Annotated in this window: 18 protein-coding genes; 4 read left to right on the forward strand and 14 right to left on the reverse strand. The window is 67.6% G+C overall.

Features of this window, described 5'->3' with window-relative positions; translation table 11 throughout:
* Positions 1-9: 9 nt before the first annotated feature.
* Entirely contained in the window at positions 10-657 is a 648-nt protein-coding gene (locus tag G7Y54_RS09885; RefSeq protein WP_165079152.1) for a DsbA family protein, read from the reverse strand.
* 247 nt (positions 658-904) lie between these two features.
* On the opposite strand from G7Y54_RS09885, the gene G7Y54_RS09890 reads away from it, so the two are divergent.
* From G7Y54_RS09890 to G7Y54_RS09905, 4 genes are all read left to right on the forward strand, one after another.
* Positions 905-1,273: a helix-turn-helix domain-containing protein gene (locus tag G7Y54_RS09890; protein WP_165079153.1), complete on the forward strand. Its 369-nt coding sequence runs from the start codon at positions 905-907 to the stop codon at positions 1,271-1,273.
* Between the two features lie 71 nt (positions 1,274-1,344).
* Positions 1,345-2,625: a DUF362 domain-containing protein gene (locus G7Y54_RS09895; RefSeq protein ID WP_165079154.1), complete on the forward strand. Its 1,281-nt coding sequence runs from the start codon at positions 1,345-1,347 to the stop codon at positions 2,623-2,625.
* Between the two features lie 785 nt (positions 2,626-3,410).
* On the forward strand, positions 3,411-5,141 hold the full coding sequence (aspT, locus tag G7Y54_RS09900) for an aspartate-alanine antiporter (protein WP_165079155.1): 1,731 nt from the start codon (positions 3,411-3,413) through the stop codon (positions 5,139-5,141).
* 65 nt (positions 5,142-5,206) lie between these two features.
* Positions 5,207-6,844, forward strand: a complete 1,638-nt coding sequence (locus tag G7Y54_RS09905) for a bifunctional aspartate transaminase/aspartate 4-decarboxylase (RefSeq protein WP_165079156.1) — start codon at positions 5,207-5,209, stop codon at positions 6,842-6,844.
* A 121-nt stretch (positions 6,845-6,965) separates the two neighbouring features.
* Here G7Y54_RS09905 and G7Y54_RS09910 read toward each other — a convergent pair whose 3' ends face one another.
* From G7Y54_RS09910 to G7Y54_RS09970, 13 genes are all read right to left on the reverse strand, one after another.
* Positions 6,966-8,090, reverse strand: a complete 1,125-nt coding sequence (locus G7Y54_RS09910) for a 4Fe-4S dicluster domain-containing protein (protein ID WP_165079157.1) — start codon at positions 8,088-8,090, stop codon at positions 6,966-6,968.
* A gap of 15 nt (positions 8,091-8,105) precedes the next feature.
* Entirely contained in the window at positions 8,106-9,782 is a 1,677-nt protein-coding gene (locus G7Y54_RS09915) for a glutamate synthase-related protein (RefSeq protein ID WP_165079158.1), read from the reverse strand.
* Positions 9,770-10,888 (reverse strand): glutamate synthase, encoded by a 1,119-nt coding sequence (locus G7Y54_RS09920; protein ID WP_165079159.1) that lies wholly within the window; start codon positions 10,886-10,888, stop codon positions 9,770-9,772. Before G7Y54_RS09920 ends, G7Y54_RS09915 begins: the two co-directional genes overlap by 13 nt.
* A gap of 129 nt (positions 10,889-11,017) precedes the next feature.
* Positions 11,018-13,222 (reverse strand): glutamine synthetase III, encoded by a 2,205-nt coding sequence (locus G7Y54_RS09925; protein ID WP_165079160.1) that lies wholly within the window; start codon positions 13,220-13,222, stop codon positions 11,018-11,020.
* A 535-nt stretch (positions 13,223-13,757) separates the two neighbouring features.
* Positions 13,758-15,323 carry a sigma 54-interacting transcriptional regulator gene (locus G7Y54_RS12765; protein ID WP_165079161.1) on the reverse strand — a complete coding sequence of 522 codons (1,566 nt, stop codon included), beginning with the start codon at positions 15,321-15,323 and terminating at the stop codon, positions 13,758-13,760.
* A gap of 65 nt (positions 15,324-15,388) precedes the next feature.
* Positions 15,389-16,186, reverse strand: a complete 798-nt coding sequence (gene truA / locus G7Y54_RS09935) for a tRNA pseudouridine(38-40) synthase TruA (protein WP_165079162.1) — start codon at positions 16,184-16,186, stop codon at positions 15,389-15,391.
* Entirely contained in the window at positions 16,186-17,553 is a 1,368-nt protein-coding gene (locus G7Y54_RS09940; protein WP_165079163.1) for a hypothetical protein, read from the reverse strand. The genes truA and G7Y54_RS09940 overlap by 1 nt, the downstream gene beginning before the upstream one ends.
* Positions 17,510-17,947: a flagellar export protein FliJ gene (gene fliJ / locus G7Y54_RS09945; RefSeq protein WP_165079164.1), complete on the reverse strand. Its 438-nt coding sequence runs from the start codon at positions 17,945-17,947 to the stop codon at positions 17,510-17,512. Before fliJ ends, G7Y54_RS09940 begins: the two co-directional genes overlap by 44 nt.
* 83 nt (positions 17,948-18,030) lie before the next feature.
* Complete coding sequence (thiD, locus tag G7Y54_RS09950) at positions 18,031-18,837, reverse strand: bifunctional hydroxymethylpyrimidine kinase/phosphomethylpyrimidine kinase (protein WP_165079165.1); 807 nt, start codon at positions 18,835-18,837, stop codon at positions 18,031-18,033.
* A gap of 107 nt (positions 18,838-18,944) precedes the next feature.
* Entirely contained in the window at positions 18,945-20,393 is a 1,449-nt protein-coding gene (locus G7Y54_RS09955; protein WP_165079166.1) for a carbon starvation protein A, read from the reverse strand.
* A 204-nt stretch (positions 20,394-20,597) separates the two neighbouring features.
* The gene (locus G7Y54_RS09960) at positions 20,598-21,203 is read right to left on the reverse strand and encodes an indolepyruvate oxidoreductase subunit beta (RefSeq protein WP_165079167.1); all 606 of its coding nucleotides are present in this window, start codon (positions 21,201-21,203) and stop codon (positions 20,598-20,600) included.
* 401 nt (positions 21,204-21,604) lie between these two features.
* Complete coding sequence (gene iorA / locus G7Y54_RS09965; protein WP_165079168.1) at positions 21,605-23,518, reverse strand: indolepyruvate ferredoxin oxidoreductase subunit alpha; 1,914 nt, start codon at positions 23,516-23,518, stop codon at positions 21,605-21,607.
* Between the two features lie 411 nt (positions 23,519-23,929).
* Positions 23,930-24,616, reverse strand: coding sequence for a tetratricopeptide repeat protein (locus tag G7Y54_RS09970; RefSeq protein WP_165079169.1), 687 nt, complete (start codon positions 24,614-24,616; stop codon positions 23,930-23,932).
* Positions 24,617-24,714: the final 98 nt, after the last annotated feature.

The raw sequence follows: 24,714 nt of genomic DNA on the forward strand, positions 1-24,714 counted from the left end.
TCCTCCCTCTTATGCCAGCATTTCGGTCAGCGCCTGCCGGAAGCCCCGCAGGCCGATGGCGCCGTTCACCAGAAACTTGCCGTTGAAATCGAAGCACGGAATGCTGAAGATGCCGCGCCGGGCGGCCTCCCGCTCATCCTCAAGCACCGCCTCTTCAAATTTGTTCGTCAGCACCACGTCGCGCACAGCCTCGGCCGGAAGGCCAGCGGCGGCCGCCACGCACACGAGCGTCTCGCCCTCGAGCACCAGGTTACGCGTGAAATAGGCGCCAAGGAAGGCAAGGTTCACCTGGAGGGCCGTGGCGTCGCCAAATTCGCTGGCGGCATATTTCAGCACGCGGTGCGACGAACGCGTGTTGCAGAACACGGCGCCCGCGAACTTCATGTCGATGCCGGCCTTGCGCGCCATGGCTTCGGCGGCGGCAATCTTTTCCAGCGCTTCCGGCACGGAGCAGCCGTATTTTTTCGCCACGCACCGCGGCACCTCTATGGTCTTGCCCGGCGGAAAGCCGGGGTCGAGCTCAAAGGCGCGCAGCCTCACCTTGACGCGCTCACGCAGGCCCAGATCCGCGATGGCCCGAAGCAGGACGACTTCGCCGGTGTAACAGTGCGGGACGCACGTATCGTTCCAGACTTCGACGGTATATTGCTTATCCATGGCTTTCCTTCAGCACAGAATTTCTCTTCGGGAGGCTGGCACTTCGCACAGCTGCCTTCGTGACCGGCCCCCCGGTTCGCGGGCCTCCTTGTGCGGCCGTCTCCACGGCAGCGCCCGGCAGGGCAACATCATCGCCACGCCCGCAGAAGTACTTGCTTCCTAGCACCATTTTCACTACGCTCACAAGTACTGACGAGAATGTGCTCTAGAGACTTTAAGGTGAGGTAGGCACCAAAAGGGAATTTTTATGGAAAAAGAAGATGTTAGGGAGCTCAAGACCGATGTCGTCTTCGCCGGGCGCACCTATTTCTGCGCCCTTGAGCTCGCGCTGGAACTTATCGGCGGCAAATGGAAGATGATGCTCCTCTACCACCTGCGCAACGGCACCCTGCGCTCCTCGGAGCTCCAGCGCCGGATGCGCGGCATCTCCGGCAAGATGTTCACCCAGACGGCGCGCGCCCTCGAGAAGGAGGGTCTGGTGGCCCGCGAGATCTTCCCGGTCATTCCGCCGCGCGTGGAATATTCCCTGACGCCGGCGGGCGAGACGGCCATCCCGGTCATCATGCAGGTGGGCTACTGGGGCGAGGCGGTGGCCGTTCTGGGCTGCCCAGAGTGATGGCCAGAGTGATGGAAGGAGAACACGGTATGCTCACGCGCAGGACATTTCTCAAAAGCGGGATCATTGCCATGGGAATGCTCACTTCAGGTGAGGCCGGCCTTGTCGCGGCGGAAGGTGGCAAAAGCCTCTTTCCGCCGCATGCGCCCCTGGGCCAAGGCAAGGGCATCCACCCGGGCCGCGTGGCTTGGACGCATGACCCCAAGGCCGTTCACTGGAGCGGCATGGACTTCTGGTGGAAGCCGGAAAATTATGATGCCGAGCGCCTCATGGCCATGACGCGCAAGGGCATCATGCGCCTCACCGGGGAGGACACGCCCCAAAAGGCGTGGCATGCGCTCTTCGCGTGGCGCAACGCCCAAAACGGCAAGCGGGGCGGCTACACGCCGGGTGAGAAGGTGGCCGTCAAGGTGAACATGAACGGCGCCGGCGAAAACAACGACGACCCGCACGGCGAGTTCGGCGTGAGCTACGGCAACCCGCTCCTGTTGCAGACGCTGTTGCGCTCCATGGTGCGCGACGGCGGCGTGCGCCCGGAAGACATCGTGGTGTTCGACACCTGCCGCATCTTCCCCGACCACATGCGCAAGCTCTGCACCGAAGGCGATCTCGCCGGCGTGGACTTCCGCTATCGGCGCCCCGGCATGCCGGGCGACGCCGTGGCCGACGCAAAGGCCCGCATCCAGTGGGCCGGGGATGTGCGCGGCATCCCCACCTATTTTCCCACCTGCCTCACCGAGGCGGACTATCTCGTCAATCTCGCCAACCTCAAGGGCCACACATGGGGCCTCACCCTCAGCGGCAAAAACCATTTCGGCACTTTCATCAATGACGAGCGCCGGGTCACGCCCGCGGCCGCGGGGCTGCACCCCAACATCATCAACGGGCAGATGGGCGAATACTCCGTTATCGCCGACCTCATGGCGCGGAAGGAAATCGCCGGCAAGAGCGTGCTCTGGATGCTGGACGGGCTGATCACCGCGCCCAGCGAGACCGTGAACATCTCGCCGGAGAACGCGGCATGGGAGATGCCCCCCTTCAACGGCGCCCCGGCCGCGAGCCTCTTTTTCTCGCAGGACCCGGTGGCCCTGGATTCCGTGGGCGCGGACTTCCTCGTGAACGAGCCCAACATGCGGCGCCACAACAGCAATATGCGCGACAAGCCGGGCATGGAGAACTACCTGCACGAGGCAGCGCTGCTCCCCGCGCCGCCCTCGGGCACGAAGTACACCGACGGCGCGGGCGCCAACCCCGGCAGCCTCGGGGTGCACGAGCACTGGAACAATGCCCGGGAAAAGCTCTACAGCCGCAACCGCGGCCTCAAGGAGGGCATCGAGCTGGTGAAGGAGTAGCCGGGAACGGCTGGGGCACATCTGCCCCCCCCCCAGCGCCACGCCGCCTCGTGACGGCGAGGCGCGCCACGCGGCGCGCCTCCGGCTCAAGAGTGAACGCGCTGCCGCGGCCCACCCACGGAAAAGAGCCCCGGGACTGGCCTGCCCCGGGGCTCTTTTCCGTGCGGACCCTGATGCACGGTTTTTAAGCCCTGCAACTCGCCGCTCCATACCAGCGCCTCATTTTCGGCTTCCCGTGCCGTCATGCGCAATAAAAATGCCGGTAAAGGTGCTCACGACCCCATTTGATGGAGGAATATCCCGGATGATGGAGGAATACCCCGGAAAATGCTCCCGCCACCAGCTTCTCCGGGCGGCGGCGCCCCCGGGTGCCCAGCGCCGCCTCGCGTGCACCCGCATGACCGTTTCCCTCAACTTCTCAAAAGAAATTTTTGCGCGGCCCAAGCCCCTTCCCGCCTTGCGGGGCGCGGCTTCTCCGGCGCAGGCAGCGCGCGAAAGAGCCCTCGGCCGAAAAGCCCGGGCATCGAAACCTTGCATCCGCTGACGAAAAAGCGCAGACTGAATTTGGCCGCAAGAGAAGACCCGCGGAAATTGCGGCAGAGCGGCCCGAAAGACCTCGCCCCGGCCCGGCTTGCCGCCCGGCAAGCCCGAGAGAGGGCGCCCCAATGAGGAGGACGAATTTTTCTGGAATTTCCATAACGGCAAATGCCGGCGCCGTCAACCAACTTCTGCATCTCTCCCGGGCGGCGCCCCGCTGAAAAATCCTACAGGTCAAGAGGTAATATATGGACTGGCTTTGGGAGTGGATACAGGCGACCTTCAGGGAATATCCCTCGATCCCCATTTTTCTCACCATCGGCTTGGGCTTCTGGTTCGGCAAGTTCCGCTACAAGTCCCTGAGCCTCGGCGTGGTCACGTCCGTGCTGCTCATCGGCGTCGTGGTGGGCGCGGTGTTCCATGTGCCCATCGGCGCGCCGCTCAAGTCCCTCTTCTTCCTTATCTTCCTCTTCGCCATCGGCTACCGCTGCGGCCCGCAGTTCGTGAGCGCCATCCGCGGCCAGGGCATCAAGCAGGTCATCTTCGCCGTGGTGCTCTGCGGCCTGTGCCTCGCCGTGACCTGGGCCTGCGCCAAGTTCATGGGCTATAACGCCGGCATCGCCACCGGGCTCTTCTCCGGCGCGCAGACCATTTCGGCGGTCATCGGCATCGGCACCGACACCATCCAGTCCGTGCTCAACGCGGGCACCATCACCCCCGAGGAAGCCAAGAACTGGGACGAGATGATGCCCGTGTGCTACGCCGTGACCTATGTGTTCGGCACCATCGGCTCCGCGTGGATCCTGGGCAATCTGGGGCCCATCATGCTCGGCGGCCTCGACAAGGTGCGCCGCCAGGCCAAGGAGCTGGAGCAGCAGCTCGACCACTCCAACCTGCCCAATGACCCGGCCTTCGTGGACGGCAACCAGCCCATCGTGTTCCGCGCCTACAAGGTGACGGCGGAGCATTTCTCCATCCCGCAGACGGTCACGCAAATTCAGGCCCACTTCCAGACGCTCGGGCGGCGCATCTTTGTGGAGCGCGTGCGCGACACCAACGGCAAGATCCAGGAAAGCACGCCGGACATGGTCGTCAAGCTCGGCGACGAGGTGGTGCTGAGCGGCCGGCATGAATACATCATCCAGGATGAAAGCTGGATCGGCCCGGAAATCGACGACGCCAAGCTCATGACCTTCGCCGTGGAAAAGACGCGCGTCATGGTCTCCAAGAAGGCCGCGGGCCTCACCGTGGACGAGCTGCGCGCCAAGCCGTGGATGTACGGCATCATGATCGGCGCCATCGACCGCTCCGGCGGCATCGAGATCCCGGTGCTCGCGCAGACCAAGCTCATGGAAGGCGACATGCTCACCATCGAGGGCCTGCCGCAGGAAGTGCAGGCGGCCTGCCCCGAGATCGGCTATGAGGAAAAGCCCAGCGACCAGACCGACGTGGTCTTCCTCGCGCTGTGCATCTTCCTGGGCGCGCTCGTGGGCGCCATGACCCTGACCGTAAAGGACGTGCCCATCAGCCTCTCCACCGCGGGCGGCGCGCTCATCGCCGGCATCTTCTTCGGCTGGTGGCGCACCAAGCGGCCTTCGGTGGGGTATATCCCCAATTCCGTGCTCTGGTTCATGAACAATCTCGGGCTCAACATGTTCATCGCCGTCATCGGCATCCAGTGCGGCCCGGTGTTCATCCCCGGCATCGAAAAGGTCGGCATCATGCTCTTCGTCATGGGCGTGATCTCCACCTCCGTGCCGCTCTTCATCGGCATGTGGCTCGGGGCCAAGGTGTTCAAGTTCCATCCGGCCATCAACCTCGGCTGCTGCGCGGGCGGCCGCACCACCACGGCGGCGCTCGGCGCCATCACCTCCGCCCTTGACAGCTCCGTGCCCGCGCTCGGCTATACCGTGACTTACGCGGTGGGCAACACGGTGCTCATCCTCATGGGCGTGGCCATGGTGCTCATGTTCCTGTAACGGGAACTGACAAAGGAAAACTCTCCCTTCAACATATACCCGCGCCAAAGGCGCAGGAGCAGACCATGAACGCAAAGACCCCCCAGGAAAAGCGTAAGTACGAACAGGAACTGGACAAGCTCTCCCCCTTCGAGGTCAAGAACACCCTGATTGAAATGGCCGAGGAAGAAGCCAAGGTCTCGAGCCAGACCTTCCTCAACGCGGGCCGCGGCAACCCCAACTGGCTGCTCTCGTGGCCGCGCCGGGCCTTCTTCCTGCTCGGCCAGTTCGCCATGGACGAGTGCGAGCGCATCTCCTACGACACGGCCATCGGCATCGCGGCCTCGCCCGCGAAAAAGGGCCTCGGCGACCGGCTGCACCAGTTCCTCACCGCGCACAAGGACGACGTGGGCGCCAAGGTGCTGCTGGAATTCTACAGCTACATGGTGACCACCTACAGCGTGGACGAGGACGATTTCGCCTGGGAGCTCGTGGACGGCATCACGGGCGACCACTACCCCACGCCCGACCGCATCCTGCCCTTCACCGAGCTCATCACGCGCGACTATGTGCGCTGGGCCATGGGCGGCGGTAACGACACCACGGAATTCGACCTCTTCGCCACCGAGGGCAGCACCGCCGGCATGTGCTACGCCTTCCTGTCGCTGCAGCAGAACTTCCTGCTTGAGCGCGGCGACAAGGTGGCGCTCTTTACGCCCTGCTTCACGCCGTATCTGGAGATCCCGGTGCTGGACGAATTCGGCTTCGAGATCGTCACCATCAGCGCCAACAGGGTGGAGAAGGACGGCTACCACGACTGGCAGTACCCCAAGGACGAGATCGACAAGCTGCGCGACCCCTCCATCAAGGCCGTCTGCGTCATCAACCCGTCCAACCCGCCGAGCGTGTGCATCACGCCCGAGACGCAGGCCCAGCTGCTCGATATCGTGAAGACCGACAACCCGAAGCTGATGATCATCACGGACGACGTGTACGGCACCTTCATCGAGGGCTTCAAGTCGCTCATGTACGCCTTGCCCTACAATACCATGTGCCTGTACTCGTACTCCAAGTACTTTGGCGCCACGGGCTGGCGCGCGGCCGTCATGTGCCTGCGCAGCGAGGGGAACGTCTTTGACGACCGCATCGCGGAACTCCCCAAGGACAAGCAGGAAGCGCTCATCAAGCGCTACAGCAGCCTGAGCACCGACCCGGCGAAGATCAAGTTCGTGGACCGCCTCGTGGCCGACAGCCGCATGGTGGGCCTGAACCACACGGCGGGCCTTTCCACGCCGCAGCAGATCATGATGTCCATCTTCTCGGCCTTCGCGCTCATCCACAAGGACGAGCTCCAGCCCAAGCTCATCAACATGATCCAGGAGCGGCTGCACGCCCTGTGGGACACCACGGGCTTCACGCTGCTCCCCGACAAGTACCGCGCGGGCTACTACAGCGAGATCGACATGATGGTCTGGGCCAGGAAGTTCTATGGCGACGACTTCGCGGCCTACCTCAACGCCAACTTCGACCCGCTGGACGTGGTGGTGCGCCTGGCGCAGGAGGACGCGGTGGTGCTCCTGAACGGCGACGGCTTCGACGGCCCCAAGTGGTCGGTGCGCGTGTCGCTCGCCAACCTCAACAAGACCGCCTACCTCAAGATCGGCAAGTTCATCCGCAAGACGCTGGAGGAGTACCACACCCTCTACCAGAACTCCAAGAAGTAGGCGTTTTCGGCAAGAGAAGTGAAAAGGAGGCGGCCCTTGCGGGGCTCGCCTCCTTTTTTGCATGTCGGCAATGGAGAAAAAGGAAGAGAAAGAAAAGGACAGGTATGGGGGTGGAGCACCGCTACAGCGCCCCGCCCTCCTCCACGGGCACGAGCCGCCAGAGCCCCTCAGGGCACACGGCGGCGCAGATGCCGCAGCCGATGCAGCGGCCGCTCTCCACGGTAAGCGGCCCGGGGGAGTCCTCGCCGCCGCTTCCGTTCCGCCGCCGCACGGCCGCCCGCGGGCAGGCGCGCACACAGGCCCAGCAGCGGCGGCACTCCCCGGCCGCCGCGTCCCATACCGGGACGCGAAGGCGCCCGGCGCCGGTGGCGACGAGCCCGTCCACCTCGCCGCTGTCCGGCAGCACGTCGCCGAAGAGGCCGCCCTTTGGCCACGCGCGGGCGCGGAACCGCGCCATGTCTTCCCGGCTGTCACGCGCTGCGCAGGTGCCCGCGGCCTCGCTCCGCCCATCGGGCACGACCTTGCGCCAGTCGCGCCACTGGCAAAGCTCCTCCAGCAGGTCAGGACGCTCCACGGCCGCGAGAAAGCCGGGCATGCCGGCGCCTAGCCAGGCTCTGTCTTCCGCGTCCAGCGGCAAGGCGCGCACGCCCGGGGGCAGCTCCGGGCATGTGCCGCGCACATAGACCACGCCACCCACCATGCCCACGCAGGGCCGCTCGCCCAAGGGGGCGCCGTCGGCGCCGGCGGCCGCCGGCCCGAGCCCGCAGACCACGGCGCGGCCCCCGCCCATGAACTCGAAGGCGAAGCTCCCCACCGTGCCCAAGACCCAGAGCTCGGGCGGCTCGTGCCGCGGGTCGCGCTTCATGAGCGAGCCCGTGCGCGTGCCCGCCCTGCCGGCCACAAAGATGGCGCCCGCGGCCGCGCAATGGCCCGTGGTGTCTCCGGCGTCGCCGAGCACGGTGATGCGGCCGCCCGAGTTGAGCCAGCCCACGTCGGCCGGCGCGGGCCCGCGCACCGTGATTTCCGTGCCCGGGAGCGCCATGGAGCCAACCCGCTGGCCCGGGTTCACGATCTCGAAGCGCAGGGGGCGGCCCTCGGCGTTCCAGAGCGGCCCCCCGATGTCATGCTGGCCCGCGGCCTCGATGTAAAAGTCCGTCTCGCCCGCCTCCACCGCGCTTTTGATGCGCAGCAGAAGCTCGCGGGTGGACATGCGCTCGTGGCCCTCGACCGTTGAAATGAAGAGCATGGTGTCCTCCCGCTTTTAGCAGGCGTAGGCGATGCCGAGCCTGTCCGCCACGTCCTTGCGCGTGGCCACCAGCGCGTCGGCCCGGCCCACGGGGAGCGCGCTGTTGCCCACCGGCGCCAGCAGCTTGCGCAGCTCCGCATCGAAGGCGCGCATGTAGTCCACGATGGCCTGCGCGCCCGCATCCACATCGAGGCGCCGCACGAGGCGCGGGTCCTGGGTGCAGATGCCCGCGGGGCAGTGGCCCGTGTTGCAGGCGTTGCAGCGGCCGTGCTCGTTGCCCACGCAGCCGAGCAACTGGAGCAGCAGGCGCCCGAGCACCACGCCGTCCGCGCCGAGGCAGACGAGCTTGAAGGCGTCCGCCGCGGCGTCGCCGTTCATGCCAATGCCGCCGCCGGCCCAGAGCGGGATGCGGCCCTGCAGGCCCTGCCCGGCAGCCGCGCGGTAGCAGTCGCGCACCACCGAGACCACCGGGTGCCCGGTGTGCTCCAGCGAGACGGAATAGGCCGCGCCCGTGCCGCCGAGCATGCCGTCCAGGAAGAAGCCGCCGCAAATGTGGTACGGGTCGCGCAACAGGTTGTTATAGACCGCCACCGAGGTGGCCGAGGCCGCGCACTTGACTGCCACGGGCACGCGGAAGCCGAAGGCCGCGTTCATGGAGAGGTGCATCTTCTGCACCGCCTCCTCGATGGAATAGAGGCCCTGATGGTTGGGCGGCGAATGCAGGGTGGCCCCGGGCACGCCGCGGATGGCCTGGATGTGCGGCGCCACCTTGGCCGCCGGGAGGAGTCCCCCGTCACCGGGCTTGGCGCCCTGCCCCACCTTGATGAGCACGGCCGCCGGGTCGGCCTTCATGCGCGGCAGGCTCTCGATGATGCGGTTCCAGCCGAAGTGGCCGGAGGCGATCTGGAGGATGAAATACTTGAGCCGCTCAGATTCCAGAAGGCGCGTGGGCACGCCGCCCTCACCCGAGGACATGCGGACGGGAAGATGGCATTCCTCGTTGAGCCACGCCACGGCCAGCGCCAAGGCCTCCCAGGCGCGCGTGGAGAGCGCGCCGATGCTCATGTCGCTGAAGATGACAGGATAGATCCAGCGCACGGGCGGGGTTTCCCCGGCGAGCACGAGGCGCCCGTCCTCCACCCTGAGGGGCAGCTCCCCGGGCCGCAGGAGGCGCCCCAAGGGCGAGCGCAGCTCAAAGGTGTGGCGCTCCGAATCGAGCGCCGGGTCGGTCATCTGGCTGATGCGCCCGATGACCACCGCGTCCAGCGTGCGCTCGCGCGGCGGCGCCTCCACCACGCTGCGGCCGCCGCGGCCGCCGCGCCGCGCGGGCTCGCCGTGCGTGCGCGAGAGCACGGCCCAGCGGTTGTCGAGGTTGCGCACGGGCCGGATGGCCCCGGCCGGGCACACCTTTTCGCACATGCCGCAGCCCGTGCATGCGTGGGCCGCTTCGGCCTTCTGCACGATGACCGGACGCCCGCCCTCGCCGGCCTCCTTGCGCATTTCCCGCTCGGCCGCGCTGGCCCCGCGCGGGGGGAGTTTCGCCTCGATGGCCCCGAAGGTACACGCCGCCGTGCAGGCCCCGCAGAGCACGCAGCGGCCCGCGTCGTGCCGCACGAGCCAGGGCAGGTCATTGACGGAGACGGCCTGCGCGGGCACCTCCTCTTTCGGGGCCTTGCGCTTCACTGGAGCCATCGCTGCAGCTCCAGGCCATTGTCCACCACCACGAGCTCGCGCTCGCCGGGATAGATGTCCTTCTCCTTGTCACGCGCAGGCAATATGGCGTTCAACGCGCACACTTCCGAGGCCATGGCCACCATGTCGCCGTCGTCCCCCTCGCCGCTTCCGATGACCAGCGGCCTGAGCTTCTTGGCGTCGCAACAGGCGAGCATCTTTCCGTCCGGCAAAAGCCCGATGATGGCGTTGGGGCCGTTGATCTCGAGCTGCGCCAGCGACTCTCGGATGAGCCCCAGCACCTCGCCGTCCTCCCGGGCCGCTGCCTCGGCGGCGGGGAGCGGCGTGAGCACATGCTTGTAATAGGTGAGCGGCCAGCCGAGCTCGCGGTGCACATAGTGCAGGGTATAGAGCAGGCATTGCGAGTCGGACTCGAAGCCCGTGTAGCCCCGGTGCAGCGATTGCTGGAATTCCCGGTTGCGGGTGAAGAGGGTGTTCTCGCCGTTGGCACAGAGCGTGTGCCCCTGCAAAAAGAAGGGATGCGCCGCATAGCGCACGATGCCGTAATTGGTGTTCTGCCGACATTGCGCCACGATGTTGCGCGCCACAAGGCGCCCGTCGTCGTCCCACAGGCGGAAATAGGCCGCGATGTCGGCCGGGTCGCCGATTTCCTTCAGCGTGAGCACGTCCGGCCAGAAGGAATACACATAGCCCGCGTCGTGCTCCTCAAGCAGGCGGCGCAGGGCGAGGCGCGTGTCGAGCAGCAGCTCCTCGCGATCTTTCTGGCCGCGGTAGCGGTAGACCTCGGGCCAGTCATAGTTGCTGAACACATAGCGCGGCATGGCCGCCATGTTCAGGCCGGCGCGATTGTCCACCTCGGGCACCCACTGGGCGAGCTGCACGAAGCCCAAGGCCGCCATGTGGTCCGCCACGAGCCGGAGCCCCTCGGGCGTTGTGGCCAGCGAGAGCAGGGGCGTCTCCTTGTAATGGCTGAAGGCGCCCTCGAGATCCTGCATGACCAGCGCGAAGCCGGAATTGTCGTGCCCCTCCTGCTGGGGAAGCATGAGCCTGAGCGCCAGCGAGGGCGGCACGGCCTCCCGGCACTTGATGGAGCCTATCCTGCACATGACGAATCCTCCCTGCCGCTCAGGCGCATGAAAGTATCCCTGCGGAGCATGCCCGCCCGGGATACTTTCATGCGCGCGTCTTTGCAAGCAAAACCGCGCGGGTTTTCTTTCTTTTGCCTTCCCCGCGCCCTAGTGCACCCAGAGCAGTTCCGCATACTTGGGCAGCGGCCACTCGCTGTCATCCACAAGGCGCTCCAGCGCGTCGGCATGCGCGCGGCACTCGCCCATCACCGGCAGCACGGCGTCACGCACGGCCCGGGCCTGGGCCAGCGCCCCCCCCTCCACCTGCGCCGTGGCCGCCAGCGCGGCCTCCAGCGTGCCCACCTTGTCCTGCAGGGCGTCGGCATGCGTGCGCAGGGTCTCAAGCTGCGCCTCCTCCAGAGGGCACTTGGCGCCGCCCATGGCCTCGCGCGTCCTGATGAGCACTTCCGCGGCCTTCGCCTGCGCCTTGCGCGCCGCCGGGAGGATCTGGGCGCGCACCATGTCCGCCAAAATCTGGCCCTCGATGCGCACGGTCTTGGCGTAGTTCTCCAGCAGGATCTCCTGCCGGGCCTCCACCTCGCGCTCGCTGAGCACGCCGGGGCGCACGAAGACCTCCATCACCTCGGGGTCGGTGTAGTGCGCAAGCGCGTCCACGGTGTTGGCGTGGTTGGGCAGGCCGCGGCGGCCGGCCTCCACGGGCCATTCCGCCGAATAGCCGTTGCCGTTGAACACCACGGGCATATGCTCGCGGAAGAGGCGCGGCAAGAGCTCCTGCAGGGCGGCCGTGAGATCCTTGCCCTCAGCCAGCGCCGCCTCCAGCTCCGTCGCGATGTCGTCCAGCGCGCAGGCGACCGCCGCGTTGAGCGCGATGTTCACCGGCGCCACCGACTGCGAGGAGCCCACGGCCCGGAACTCGAACTTGTTGCCCGTGAAGGCGAAGGGGCTCGTGCGGTTGCGGTCCGAGAGGTCGCAGGGCAAGGGCGGCAGGGTGGAGACGCCCACCTCCATCACCGGCGCGCGCTCGGCCGCGGCGTGGCCGCCGCTGATGATGTTCTCGAGCACTTCGGTGAGCTGTTCGCCGAGATACACCGAAAGGATGGCCGGCGGCGCCTCGTTGGCGCCGAGGCGGTGGTCGTTGCCCGCGCCGATGGCGCCGAGCCTGAGGGCCGTGGCGTGCTTGTGCACAGCGCGCAGCACCGCCGCGAGGAACACGAGAAACTGGGCATTGTCCTGCGGGGTGGAGCCGGGGTTGAGCAGGTTCTGTCCGTCCGAATCGCAGAGCGACCAGTTGTTGTGCTTGCCGCTGCCGTTGACGCCGGCAAAGGGCTTTTCGTGGAGCAGGCAGACGAAGCCGTGGCGCCCGGCGAGGTGCCGCATCATGTTCATGGTGAGCATGTTGTGGTCGCAAGCGAGGTTGGCGTCCTCATAGACCGGGGCGATCTCGAACTGCCCGGGGGCGACCTCGTTGTGCCGCGTCTTGGCCGGGATGCCCAGGGCGAGCAGCCCGTTTTCGAGGTCCTGCATGAAGCTCATGACCCGGGCCGGGATGGCGCCGAAATAGTGGTCTTCCATCTCCTGGCCCTTGGGCGAGGGCGCGCCGGCGAGGGTGCGCCCGGCGAGCATGAGGTCGGGCCGGAGCGCCGCGAGGTTCTTGTCCACCAAAAAGTATTCCTGCTCCGGGCCCACCATGGGACGCACGCCCGTGGCCGAGCTGTTGCCGAACAGGCGCAGCACGCGCAGGGCCTGCTTCGAGAGCGCGTCGATGGAGCGCACGAGCGGGATCTTGCGGTCCAGCGCCTCGCCCGAATAGGAGTAGAAGAAGGTGGGGATATGCAGGGTGGCGCCGTAGGGGCCGTCGATGATGAAGGCCGGCGACATGGGATCCCACGCCGTATAGCCGCGCGCCTCGAAGGTGGAGCGGATGCCCCCGGAGGGGAAGGAGGAGGCGTCCGGCTCGCCGCTGATGAGCATCTTGCCCGAAAATTCGCTGATGCCGTGGCCGCCTGCCGCGGGCGAGAGAAAGGCGTCGTGCTTTTCGGCCGTGAGGCCCGTCATGGGCTGGAACCAGTGCGTATAGTGGGTGGCGCCCCGCTCGATGGCCCAGTCCTTCATGGCGTTGGCGACCACATCGGCGATGGCCGGGTCGAGGCGGCTGCCCTCGCGCACGGTCTTTTCGAGCTTGCGGTACACGTCGCGCGGCAGGCGGCGGCGCATGGTGTCGAGGCCGAAGACATCGCGGCCGAACAGGGCGTCGGCGTCGCGCGGGGCGGCACCGGCCCCCTGTGTGTTGGGAGGCGTGACCGGGGGCGTGGCATGGGCGCGGGCAACAGCCTCGCTGCGGGGAGAAGCCATGGGAAAACTCCTTTGCAAGGGATGGGTGCGGCCGGCCGCAGGGCGCGAACCGCCAGGGGGGTGGCACCCGCGCAAGACGACAGCCGGCCGGCACAAGGCCCCTTGGGGCATAAAACATGCCAGCGGCGGCGGGGAGCCGCCCCTCTTGTGCTAATGATGTGGTTTTTCAGAAGAAATTTCACTTCTGCCGAAAATTCCCGCGCGAAAATCCCGTGCGCCCGACACAATGCGGAGGAAAAAACGACGAAAATGTCGTTTATTGCTTCGGCTGCACCTTAAAATATGGCGGCACGAGGCAAAATCAGGAAAAAAGCCTCATAAATCCACGCTGATAGCGGAACCTGCGCCAAAATATACTTTTTCGTCGATTTTTGGGAGATGAAGGAGCTTGTGCCGCCGCCTCAGGCCGCCAGGAGGCGACCAGCGGCGCCCCGGAAAAGCCCGCAAAAAATCGACAAAAATGTGGAATCTTGATGCGACATGGGCGCGAAAGGCACTTCGGAAGGCGGACGGCAGGCGCGCGGGGCTGCCCCGTTCAGGAAAGAGGACGCTTGCCCTGCCGGAAGGTCTTGTAGCTCAGGCCGTATTTCTTGAGCCTGAGGGCCATGACCCGCTCGGTGAGGCCGAGCGCGGCCGCGGCCTTGCCCATGTGGCCGGCGCAGGCGTCAAGCGCCTCCACGATGCTCGCGCGCTCCACCTCTTCCAGGCGCCCGGCGAGGCTCCCGGGGGGAGGAGGCGCGGCCGGGCGCCCGTCCCCGGACCCGGGCGCGGCGCCGCCGTGCAGGGCGGGCGGCAAATGCTGCGGCAAGACCACGCGCTCGGGCCCGAGCAGGAGCGCGGCGCGCTCCATGACGTTTTGCAGCTCGCGCACGTTGCCGGGCCATGCGTACCGCTGGAGCATGTCCATGACGGCGAGCGAAAGGTGCGCGGGCCCGCGCCCGCCGCCGGCGAAGCGGCCGAGAAAATGCGCGGCCAGCGGCAGGATGTCCTCTGGCCGCTCCCTGAGCGGGGGCAGGCAGAGCGGGAAGACATTGAGCCGGTAAAAGAGGTCGCGGCGGAAGGCGCCGGCTTCCACCATCTGTTCGAGGTCGCGGTTGGTGGCCGTGATGATGCGCACATCCGCCCGCAGGGTTTCCATGCCGCCCAGGCGCTCGAAGGCCCGCTCCTGAAGCACCCGGAGGAGCTTGGCCTGCGTGGCCGGCGCGAGCTCGCCCACCTCGTCCAGAAAGAGCGTGCCGCCGGCGGCGAGCTCGAAACGGCCCTTGCGCGTCTGGGCCGCGCCCGTGAAGGCGCCGCGCTCGTGGCCGAAAAGCTCGCTCTCCATGAGGCTTTCGGGCAGCGCCGCGCAATTGAGCGACACAAAGGGGCCGGCGGCGCGCGGGCTCGCCGCGTGGATGGCGCGGGCGGCCAGCTCCTTGCCGGTGCCCGATTCGCCCTGCAACAGCACAGTGGCCGGCGAGGGCCCCACCTGCGCGATCTGGGCATAGACCGCGTGCATGGCCTCGGAATTGCCCACAAAACCGGCCGGGCGAGCCCGGGGCGGCGCGGCCTCGGCCATGCGGTCCTGGCTTTCCAGCGCCGTATGCGCGAGCAGGGCGGCGATGACCTGCAACAGGTGGAGCTCGTCTTCCAGCGTGCCCGCATCCGTGCTGTGCTGGTCCACCGAGAGGGCGCCCACCACCTGGTCATGCAACCGGATGGGCACGCAGAGAAAGGACACCCTTTCGCGCGTGAGGTCGCGCGAGCGCGTCTTGTTGAGAAAAAGCGGCTCGGAGCCCGCGTCGCAGACGCACATGGCGCGCCCGCTGGCGATGACGCGGCCCGTGACGCCCTCCCCCTGCAGGTAGCGGCCCCGGCGCCGCTCCGCCGGGTTGAGGCCATAGGCGGCGCTGGTGCGTATCTCGCCGCTCTTGGGGTCCACCAGCGTGACCATGGCGTGGATGATGGGGAGATGCGTGGCCATGAGGGCCAGCGCGCGCTCAAGGCTCTCGGCCACGTCGCCCGCGCTGTTGACAAGCGCGGTCAGCTCGAGCAGGAGCGCGAGCTGCGATGCGGGCGCGAGCGGGGCGGAACCGGGAACGGCGGCAAGGGGCTTGGGCATGCGGCAGGCTATCGCAGGCCAAGGCCGCAGGCAAGGGAGGCGCGTGGGGGGAGGAACGCGGGAACTTACTGTCCGGCGGAGGGGTCGGCCTCCGCGCCATAGTCCACGCGGGCCAGCGCGAGGCCCTGCGGGGGCGCGGTGGGCGCGGGCACGGCCGCGCGCTCGCAGGCGGCGAGCATGGCGGGCACGGCCTCGGGCGCGAGCTTGCCCCGCCCGCAGGCCGCGAGGAGGCCGGCGATATTGCGCACCATCTGCTTCAAGAAGCCGTTGGCCGTCACGGTGAGCCGCAGAAGCGGCGCATGCGGGGGGTAAAATTCCTGCGGGGGCTGCGCGTCCAGCGTGGCGGCGAAGATGCGGCGCACGCTGCCGCGCGTCTCCGAGCCGGCATTGCGCAGCGAGGCGAAATCCCGCTCGCCCACGAATGACGGCAGGGCCGCGCGCATGCGGCCCTCGTCCAGCGGACCGCAGGCCCAGACAAAGGGCGCTACGGCGGGGGGAACGAAGCGGCCCTCGCGCCAGAACTGGTAGACATAGGTCTTGGCGACGGCGTCGCGCCGGGCGTCAAACTCCGGGGGCGCCCCCTCGGCGGCGAGCACGCGCACCGCAGGCGGAAGCACCGCGTTGAGGGCGTGGCGCCAGTCAAAACCGGGCCTGTCTGGCACGTCGCAATGGGCGACCTGCCCGTGCGCATGGACGCCGGCATCCGTGCGGCCCGAGCCGAACACGCGCACAGGGCGCCCCGCCAGCCGCGCGAGCGCCGCCTCCAGCGTGCCCTGCACGGTGGGCGGGGGCTGGGGCTTTTCCTGTACCTGCCAGCCGCTGAATCCCGTCCCGTCATAGGCCAGCAGCAGCTTGAGGCGCATTATTCCGGCATCCGCATGCGGGTGATCATTTCCGTGAACTTGGCCGTCTTGGCGGGATTGGTGTAGGTCAGGATCTCGCCGGACTGCTTGGGCGCCATGCCCGAAAGGATGCGCACGGCCACGCGCTCGTCCATGTTCTCCAGCGCCTGCGCGGCCATGCGCGGCTTCATGTTGCCGTACATGAGGATGAGGTTCTTGACCTTCTTGTCCTCCAGCTCTTTCGCCTCGCGGATCATGTCCTTCATCTTGCCTTCGGCGCTCTGGAGGTCCTTGAGGCGCTGGTCCATCTGCTGGCGCAGCATGAGGATGTCCTGCTGCTGGCGCGCCAGGTCTTGCGCCTGGGCGTTGGGGTCGACGGGCGCGGCCTTGGGCGTGACCTGCGGGGCCGGGGCCGGCCAGGTGGCTGACGGGTCGGTCTGCGGGAGCGCCGGCATGGCGGCATTCCCCATGCCGCGTGAAGGCAGCTCGCCCGCGCGCGGCGGCAGGGGCGCGCCGTCCGCGCCCTGGCCGCGCGGGATATTGGCGGGGATGGGCGCGGCCCCCGGGAGCGCCGTGGGGCCGCCGAGAGAAGTGGGGCTGCCCCCGCCCATGGGCGCCAGTTGCTCGGCCGGCGCAAAGGACGACGCGCCCCGCGTGGAGGGCGGCGTGGCCGGCACCGGCATGTCCAGCGCGGCGGCATGGGCCTCGCGGGCGCTGCCGAGCCCGGGAATGGGGAGCGAGGTCAGCCCGAGGAGATTCCAGAGGCTTGCGCCCTCGCCGTCATCCGCCTGCGGCGCCGCGGCCTGCGGCGCGGGGATGCCGGCCGGCACCAGCGGCGAGCCCAGGGGCGGCGGCGTGGGGAGCTCCGGCCCGTTGAGGGCCGTTTCCGTCACATTCGGGGCCGCGAAACCGGCCCCGGAAAAGCTGCCGGCGATGACCGGCGCGGGGAGGCCGTTCACCCCTGCGCCGGCATGGGGGCGCGGGCGCGCGGCCGCGGCGAGCTCCGCCGCCGCCGAGCCCTGCGGCTGCGTCTCGTCAAGCCCGGCAAGGGCCGGGGCGGCCGCTTGGGCGACCTCAGGCAGGGGGGCCGCGGTCGGAGCTTCGGGCGCGGCAGGAGCGGCCGGGGCCGCGGGCTGGGAGCCCTGTTGGGCGAGCAGCGCGGCCTCGAGGCGGCGCGAGGTCTCCTCGGCGTCCGGGGCTCCGCCCTGGGACCGGGGGTCATGTTCCGCCGCCTCGCGCGGCGAGCTGCCGCCGCCCAGCCAGTGCGGCAGGGGCACGTCGAAAAAGGCCAGGCCCAGAGCCGCCACCTTGAGGCAGCACAACACCGCGAGGATGCGGACGAGCCTAGAAAGCCGAAGCTTTGTAGCGGAGTGTCGAGATTTCGTCATTGAAATGCTGCTCCTGCTGCCGTTCCGCGTGGAGGTATTGGGCCTTCTGCCGTTCCTTGAGCTTTTCCAGCAACTTGCGTTCCATGGCGCGTTCCGCGAGGTGCGCCCGCGCCTCTTCCGCCACCTGCTTTTGCATCCGCAACTGGAGCTCCGCCTGCCTGGCGTCGCCGGCAAGCCCCTTGAGATATTGTTCGTGCAGCCAGCGCTCGCCGCTCTGGAGCAGGCCGCCAGCGCGGGACTTTTCTTCGGCCGCCGCCATTTCCGCCCGGATGGCGTCAAGATGCTCCCGCGCCTGCCTCAGCTTGTGCTCGGCATCGGCGAGGCGCACCTTGGCCTCTTCCTCCAGCTGGGCGCGATAGTCCAGCACTTTCTGCATCTTGAAGCGAAACGGCATCTGCCCTGGCCCTCCCGTGAGCGGCGCTCATGCTCCTCATGCACATTGCAAGGAGCGCGCCACCCGCGGGCGTCAACGCCTTGTCACGCCGGCATGAGTCCGGCCGCGTGGTTCACCGGCCCGCAGCCCTTGCCGGGCGCGTAGGAGGCCCTGAGAGCGCGGTTGAGATAGCGCTGCGCCGCGGCCACGGCCGCCTCCAGCGGCAGCCCCTTGCCGAGGCCCGACGCGATGGCCGCCGAAAGCGTGCAACCCGTGCCGTGGTTGTTGTCCGTGTCCACCCGGGCCTGCGGAAGTTTCTTGGGCTCCTGCCCCGGCCGGCAGAGCACATCCGTGACCACGACCGCGCTCTCCATGTGGCCGCCCTTGATGAGCACGGCCTTCGGCCCCATGGCGAGCAGCTTTTCCCCGGCGGCCGCGGCGTCCTCCAGCGAGGCGATCTTCATGCCCGTGAGCATCTCCGCCTCGGGCCGGTTGGGCGTGAGCAGGTCGCAGCCGGGCAGCATCTCCTCGCAGAGGGCCGTCACCGCGTCTTCTTCCAGAAGGCGGCTGCCGCTCTGGCTCACCGAGACCGGGTCGACCACCAGCGGGAAGTCGCGGCGCCGCAGGATGGGCGCCACGGCGCGGATGATGCCCGCGGAAAAGAGCATGCCCGTCTTGGCCGCCGCCACGGGAAAGCCCTCGAGCACGGTCCTGAGCTCCAGCGCCACGAAGTCCGGCTCGGGCGCGGAAATGCCGGTCACGCCGAGACCGTTCTGCGCCGTGAGCGCGGTGATGACGCTCATGCCGTAGCAGCCGAGGGCCATGATGGTCTTGAGGTCGGCCTGGATGCCGGCGCCGCCGCCGGAATCGGAGCCGGCCACGGTGAGGATGTTGGGGGGGGCGACGGTCATGCGAACTCCCGCACAGCTCTGGTGGACGGTACAGCAAGGGGGAGCGGGGCCCGAAAGCCCCGCTCCCCGGAAGTGGCCCGGGCGCCGCAAGGGCGCCCAAGGCAGGTCTAGCAGTTGACGGGCGCGCCGGCCACGGGCTTGCGGCCGAGCATCATGAAGGCCACGAAGGCCACGATGGCCGCGATCACACCGACGATATTGGAGATGTCGATGGAGATGGCGAAGCCCATGGTGGGTTCATAGCAGATGTAGGACACGCACACCGCGGTCATGAACACGGCCGGCACGGTGCAGAGCCAGTGACAGCGGTCACGCCGCATGAGGTAGGCCGCGCCCGCCCAGAGCATGATGGTGGCAAGCGTCTGGTTGGCCCAGCCGAAGTAACGCCAGATGATGGTGAAGTCCACCTGCGAGAGGAAGATGCCCACGAGGAACATGGGCACGGCCAGGTACAGGCGCGGGGCGATGGCCTTCTGCGAGTAGTTGAAGGCTTCGGCGATGGTCAGGCGCGCGGCGCGGAAGGCCGTGTCGCCCGAGGTGATGGGCAGCACCACCACGCCGAGGATGGCGAGCACGCCGCCCACGGAGCCCATGAGCGCCATGGACGACTCGGTCACGACGTTGCCCGGGCCGCCGGCCGCGATGGCCGCCTGCAGGGCCTCGGGACCGTGGTAGAAGCTCATGCCCACGGTGGCCCACACGAGGCCGATGAAGCCCTCGGCCACCATGCTGCCGTAGAACACGGGCTTGCCGAGCTTTTCATTGGCCATGCAGCGGGCCATGAGCGGCGACTGCGTGGCGTGGAAGCCGGAGAGGGCGCCGCAGGCGATGGTGATGAACACCAGCGGGAAGATGGGCGCGCCCTTGGGGTTCTGGTTGGCCCACACCGCGGAATTGTAGAACTCCATCGTGCCGTTGGCGCTTTCGACGAACATCATCACGGTCATGCCCACGGCCATGATGATGAGGATGGCGCCGAACACCGGATAGAAGTTGCCGATGATCTTGTCGATGGGCATGATGGTCGCGATGAAGTAGTAGGCGAAGATCACGCAGACCCAGAAGGTGAGGTTGAAGGTCGCGGGCGTGAGCTTGGCGAGCAGGCCGGCCGGGGCGGCCACGAAGACCACGCCCACGAGCACGAGCAGCACCACGGCGAACACGCGCATCACCTGCTTGGCGATGTTGCCGAGATTGTAGCCCACGATGGCGGGCACGTTGGCGCCGTTATAGCGCACGGAGAGCATGCCGGCCATGAAGTCGTGCACGGCGCCGGCGAAGATGGTGCCGATGACGATCCACACGAGGGCCGAGGGGCCCCACACCGCGCCGAGGATGGGGCCGAAGACCGGCCCCACGCCGGCGATGTTCAGAAGCTGCACGAGCCAGACTTTCCACGTGGGCATTTCCACATAGTCCACGCCGTCGGCCATGGTCTTGGCCGGGGTCGGCCGCTCGGGCTGCGCGCCGAACACCTTCGACACGATGCCGCCATAGACGATGTAGCCCACGATGAGGCACACCGTCGCAAGAATGAAATACATGGAATTGGACATGTCCCAACCCTCCTGGATGGACACCCGAAAAGGACGCCGTGAGCGCGGGAACCCCATTTCCCGCATATCCTAGAGTTTCATTATGAAGGTTCGGAATCGCTGTCAATAAGGGAAGCGGAAAAAAATGGACGCCCCCGCAAGGGGGCGCCCGGAAAGGAAAAAACCGCGCTGACAGGTGCGCGAAAGACGCGCTTTCGCGTGGGCTCAGGCCAAGGCAGCGCGCCCGAGCTCCGCCGCCGCCAGGTTGACCGCCTGAATCCTGGCCGGCAGGTGCGTGCGGATGGCGGCGGTGAGGTCGTCAAAGCTGACCGGCAAAAGCCCCGAGGCGCAGGCCGCCCCGAGGAGCGCCGTGCCGCCGCTCTGCACCGAGCCCGCCTCGCGCCCAAGGCTGCGGCAGGGCAAAAACCAGGCGTGCGCCGCCACGGCGTCCACCTCGCGGCGGATTCGCTCGATGCCGGGATAGACCGACTGGCCGAGCGCCACGCTCAGGGGCGCCAGGGGGTCGCTGCTCGAAAAGACGGCCCCGCCCTCCCGAAGGTAGGGGAGGCCGCGCAAGGTCTCCAGCGGCTCGAAGCCGAGCAGCACATCGGCCTCGCCGTAGTCCACGCGGGGCGAGCGCCAGCCGCCGAGCAACAGGGCCGACTCCACAACGCCGCCGCGCTGCGCCATGCCGTGCACTTCGCCGCCCACGGCCTCGATGCCCGCGTCAAGGGCGGCCCGCGCAAGCAAATTGGTGGCGGTCAGGGTGCCCTGCCCGCCCACGCCCACAAAATAGATGCGCAGCCGCGCGTCGCGTGTTGCTGTTGTCATGGCGTTGTGTACTTCCGAGTTTGTGGTGCGCTTGTGCTGCATCTGTAATGCCGAAATTATCCGTCAAAAACAGCCTTGCTTCAGCCGTTGCGACGAAGGAAGCTACGGATGAAGACAGCAGTTAGTTACCGCGCTGGTCAGACAACGATGCCGCTGTCGCTATCCGTAAGGCTCGCAGACTTGCCAACGGCTAGCGCTTTGGTGCTTGCTGCGTCAGAAAAAAATTTCCTCGGTCGAGTACTTAAGTACACTCCCTTCGGAAATTCTTTTTCTTCCTTGCAAGCACCAAAAAATCTTATTTTTTAGGATTCTTCCGGCAACAGCACCCGTCTTCCGCTACGCTCCAGACGGATTTAAGGAATATCCCTCAACTGCGTCCTGCTAAAATTGAATTTCCCCGATCAGGCCCGGTTGCGCGCGCGGAACACGCCCGGCGCCGCCTGGAGGCAGATCATGCAACCCGTGCACAGGCTTTCGTCCACGGACACCTCGTCGCCGTTGCGGCAAAAGGCCGGGCAGGCCAGTTCCTCAAGGCAGCGCAGGGCCTCCGCGCCCTGGCGCACGACCTCGGCCACGCGGGGCTTGCCCTTGCCGAGCTTGCGCCGGGCATAGAGCACGCACGGCTCCTCGGCGATGAGCACCCGCACCCCGGAGAGCGCGCCCAGCTCCTCGAAGGCAGCCTTGAGCGCGGCCAGGTTGGAGCCGCGCACCTTCCGCACCTCCTCCACGCCCAGCGCGCGCACGATGGGCTCGATGTCCAGATGCGCCGCATGCTCGCCGAGCACGTGCTGCGCCATGCCGGGATTGGGCTGGTGCCCGGTCATGGCCGTGGTGCCGTTGTCGAGGATGACCACGAGAATGTCATGCCGGTTGAACACCGCGTTGGCGAGGCCGGTCATGCCGGAATGAAAGAAGGTGGAATCGCCGATGAAGCCCACCACCGGCGCGCCCGTGGCGCGGGCATAGCCGCTGCCCGCGGAAATGGACGAGCCCATGCAGACGAGGAAATCCGCCGTGCGCAGGGGCGGCAACAGCCCCAGCGTATAACACCCGATGTCGCTGGAATAGATGGCCGCATCGCCGAAGGCCTTGCGCGCCGCATAGTAGACCGCGCGGTGCGCGCAGCCCGGACAGAGGTTCGGCGGCCGGCCGGGCAGGGGCTCGCAGCCGCAGTCCGCGCCCCGCGCTCCGGCCGGGGTTTTCGGCTCGGGCAGGCCGAACCAGCGGGCGAGGCGCCGGCGCACGAGATCGAGGGAAAATTCGCCGAAGCCCGTGAGCCCGTCGTCCTTGCCGGCGATGCTCACGCCAAGGCCGCGCTCCTGCGCGAGGGCGCGCGCGTCACGCTCGAGCAGGTCGGCGCCTTCCTCCAGCACCAGCACCTCGTCGCAGTCGGCGAGAAAAGCGGTGATGAGCTCTTCGGGGAGCGGCCAGGTCATGCCCAGTTCGAGCACGGCGGTGGCGCCCTCAAGGCCGTCGGCATGGAGCGCGTCCGCCAGATAGTTGCGCGCCGGCCCGCTCACGATGATGCCGCGGCGGGGACCCTTCACTCCCGCGGCTGCCGCGCGCACCGTGTTGAACGGGCTTGTCTCGGCCACGGCGCGGGCCGCTTCCATCTGCGCGTCCAGCGCGCGGTGGCGGCGCAGGGCCACGGCGGGCACGGGCACATAGCGCGTGGGTTCGCGCTTCATGGGCGCGTGCTCCACGCTTTCGGGGAGCGGCCCCAAGGTCACGGGCCCGCGCAAATGGCTCACGCGCGTGGTGGTGCGCAGCATGACCGGCTGCTCCAGCTCCCGCGCGAGGCGGAAGGCGGCCACAGTCATGTCCCTGGCCTCCCCGGCCGAAGCCGGCTCGAAACAGGGCACATGCGCCGCGCGGGCATAGCTGCGGTTGTCCTGCTCGTTCTGGCTGGAGTGGCAGCCCGGGTCGTCGGCGCTCAGGAGCACGAGGCCGCCCGGGAGGCCCACATAGGCCGCGGTGAAGAGCGGGTCGGCGGCCACGTTGAGGCCCACGTGCTTCATGGTCACGAGGCATTGCGCCCCGCCAAGGGCCGCGCCCGCGCCGACCTCCAGCGCGACTTTCTCGTTGGTGGCGTATTCCACGCCGAAGCCGGGCATATCGCCGGCCGCGAGGATTTGCTCGCGCAGGCGGCTGAAGGTGTCCGGCACTTCGGAGGACGGCGTGCCCGGATAGCAGGTGACGAGATGGACGCCCGCCTCCAGCGCGCCGCGCACGATGGCCTCGTTGCCCAGGAGCAGGTGACGCTCGCCAGGGGCGTCGCGCAGGAGTGGTTCCACGGCAGTCTCCGGCCGGCGCATGCGCCGGGATGATGTTGCGCTTGTTGGAGCGTTCTGTTGTCCACTTGAGCGTATGGAGGGGTATTACCACTCCGCTTCTGCTCGCATAATGCCGAAATTATCCGTCAAAAACAGCCTTTTAGGTTCCGGCTACGTCAGAGAAAAATTTCCTCGGTCGAGTACTTAAGTACACTCCCTTCGGAAATTTTTATCTTCCTTGCCGGAACCTAAAAATCTTATTTTTTAGGATTCTTCCGGCACCATCGCCGCTGTCGATGCCCGTAGGGCTCGCTTTGCTCGCCAACGGGCACGGCGCTTCGCGCCGCCACCCGGTCGCAGCACCCCGTCTTCCGCTTCGCTCCAGACGGGAGGTGGAAGCGCGCACAACTCAATACTACAAGCCGGCTCGCAAACGAGATGGCCAGACGCCCCTTACTGGGCCTTGCCCAGCTCCGCGGCCAGCGCGTTGGCGCGGGAGCGGAAATAGGCCGCTTCGGGCGTCTTCACCTCTTCCGCAAGGCCGAGATAGGTCTTATAGGCGAGCTCGGTCTTGCCGGCGCGCGAGGCCGCCTCGGCGAGCATCTGGCGAAGCTGCACGGAACGCCGCGACTCGGGGAGCTTGGCCTCCAGCTCCTGGAGCAGGGCAAGCGCCTGGACGTTCTCGTTCTGCATGAGCAGGCTGCCCACGCTGCCGAGGGCCGCGGTGAGGCCGAGGGCGCCGTCGCCGTCGAGCTTGGCCGCCTTGGCATAGGCGTCCGCCGCGAGGATGGGGTCGCCGTTTTCCTGGGCGCTCTGGCCGAGGCTCATATAAATGAAGAGCTTGGTGCTCTCCGGGGCGCCTTCCGCCAGCTTGGAGAGCGCGGCGTCGCGGTCCTTGCCCTTGAGCTGGGCGTTGATGCGCGCGAGCTCCTGGCGCGCCTCCTCCTGCTTGCCGTGGTGGTACCAGTTCCACACCGCCACGCCGCCAAGGGCCAGCAAGAGGGCGAGCACCACGCCGGCGATGGCGCTGGCGTAGCGCGTGATGAACTGGAGGAGCGGGGCGTTTTCCGCGCTCACCTCGGCCTGGATGTCACGCAGGAAGGGGGAGGCCGACTCGTCTTGATTCTTTTGCGGATTCATGTATCTAACCTCCGGGAGGGGCGCGGGCGTCCGCGCTGCGGGCCGTCTGGGCCCGGCCGGAAGCCCCGGTCACATTTTTTAATTCTACGCCACAACCG

It is taken from the genome of Desulfovibrio sp. ZJ746 (genome assembly GCF_011039155.1).
Taxonomy (GTDB): Bacteria; Desulfobacterota; Desulfovibrionia; order Desulfovibrionales; family Desulfovibrionaceae; genus Desulfovibrio.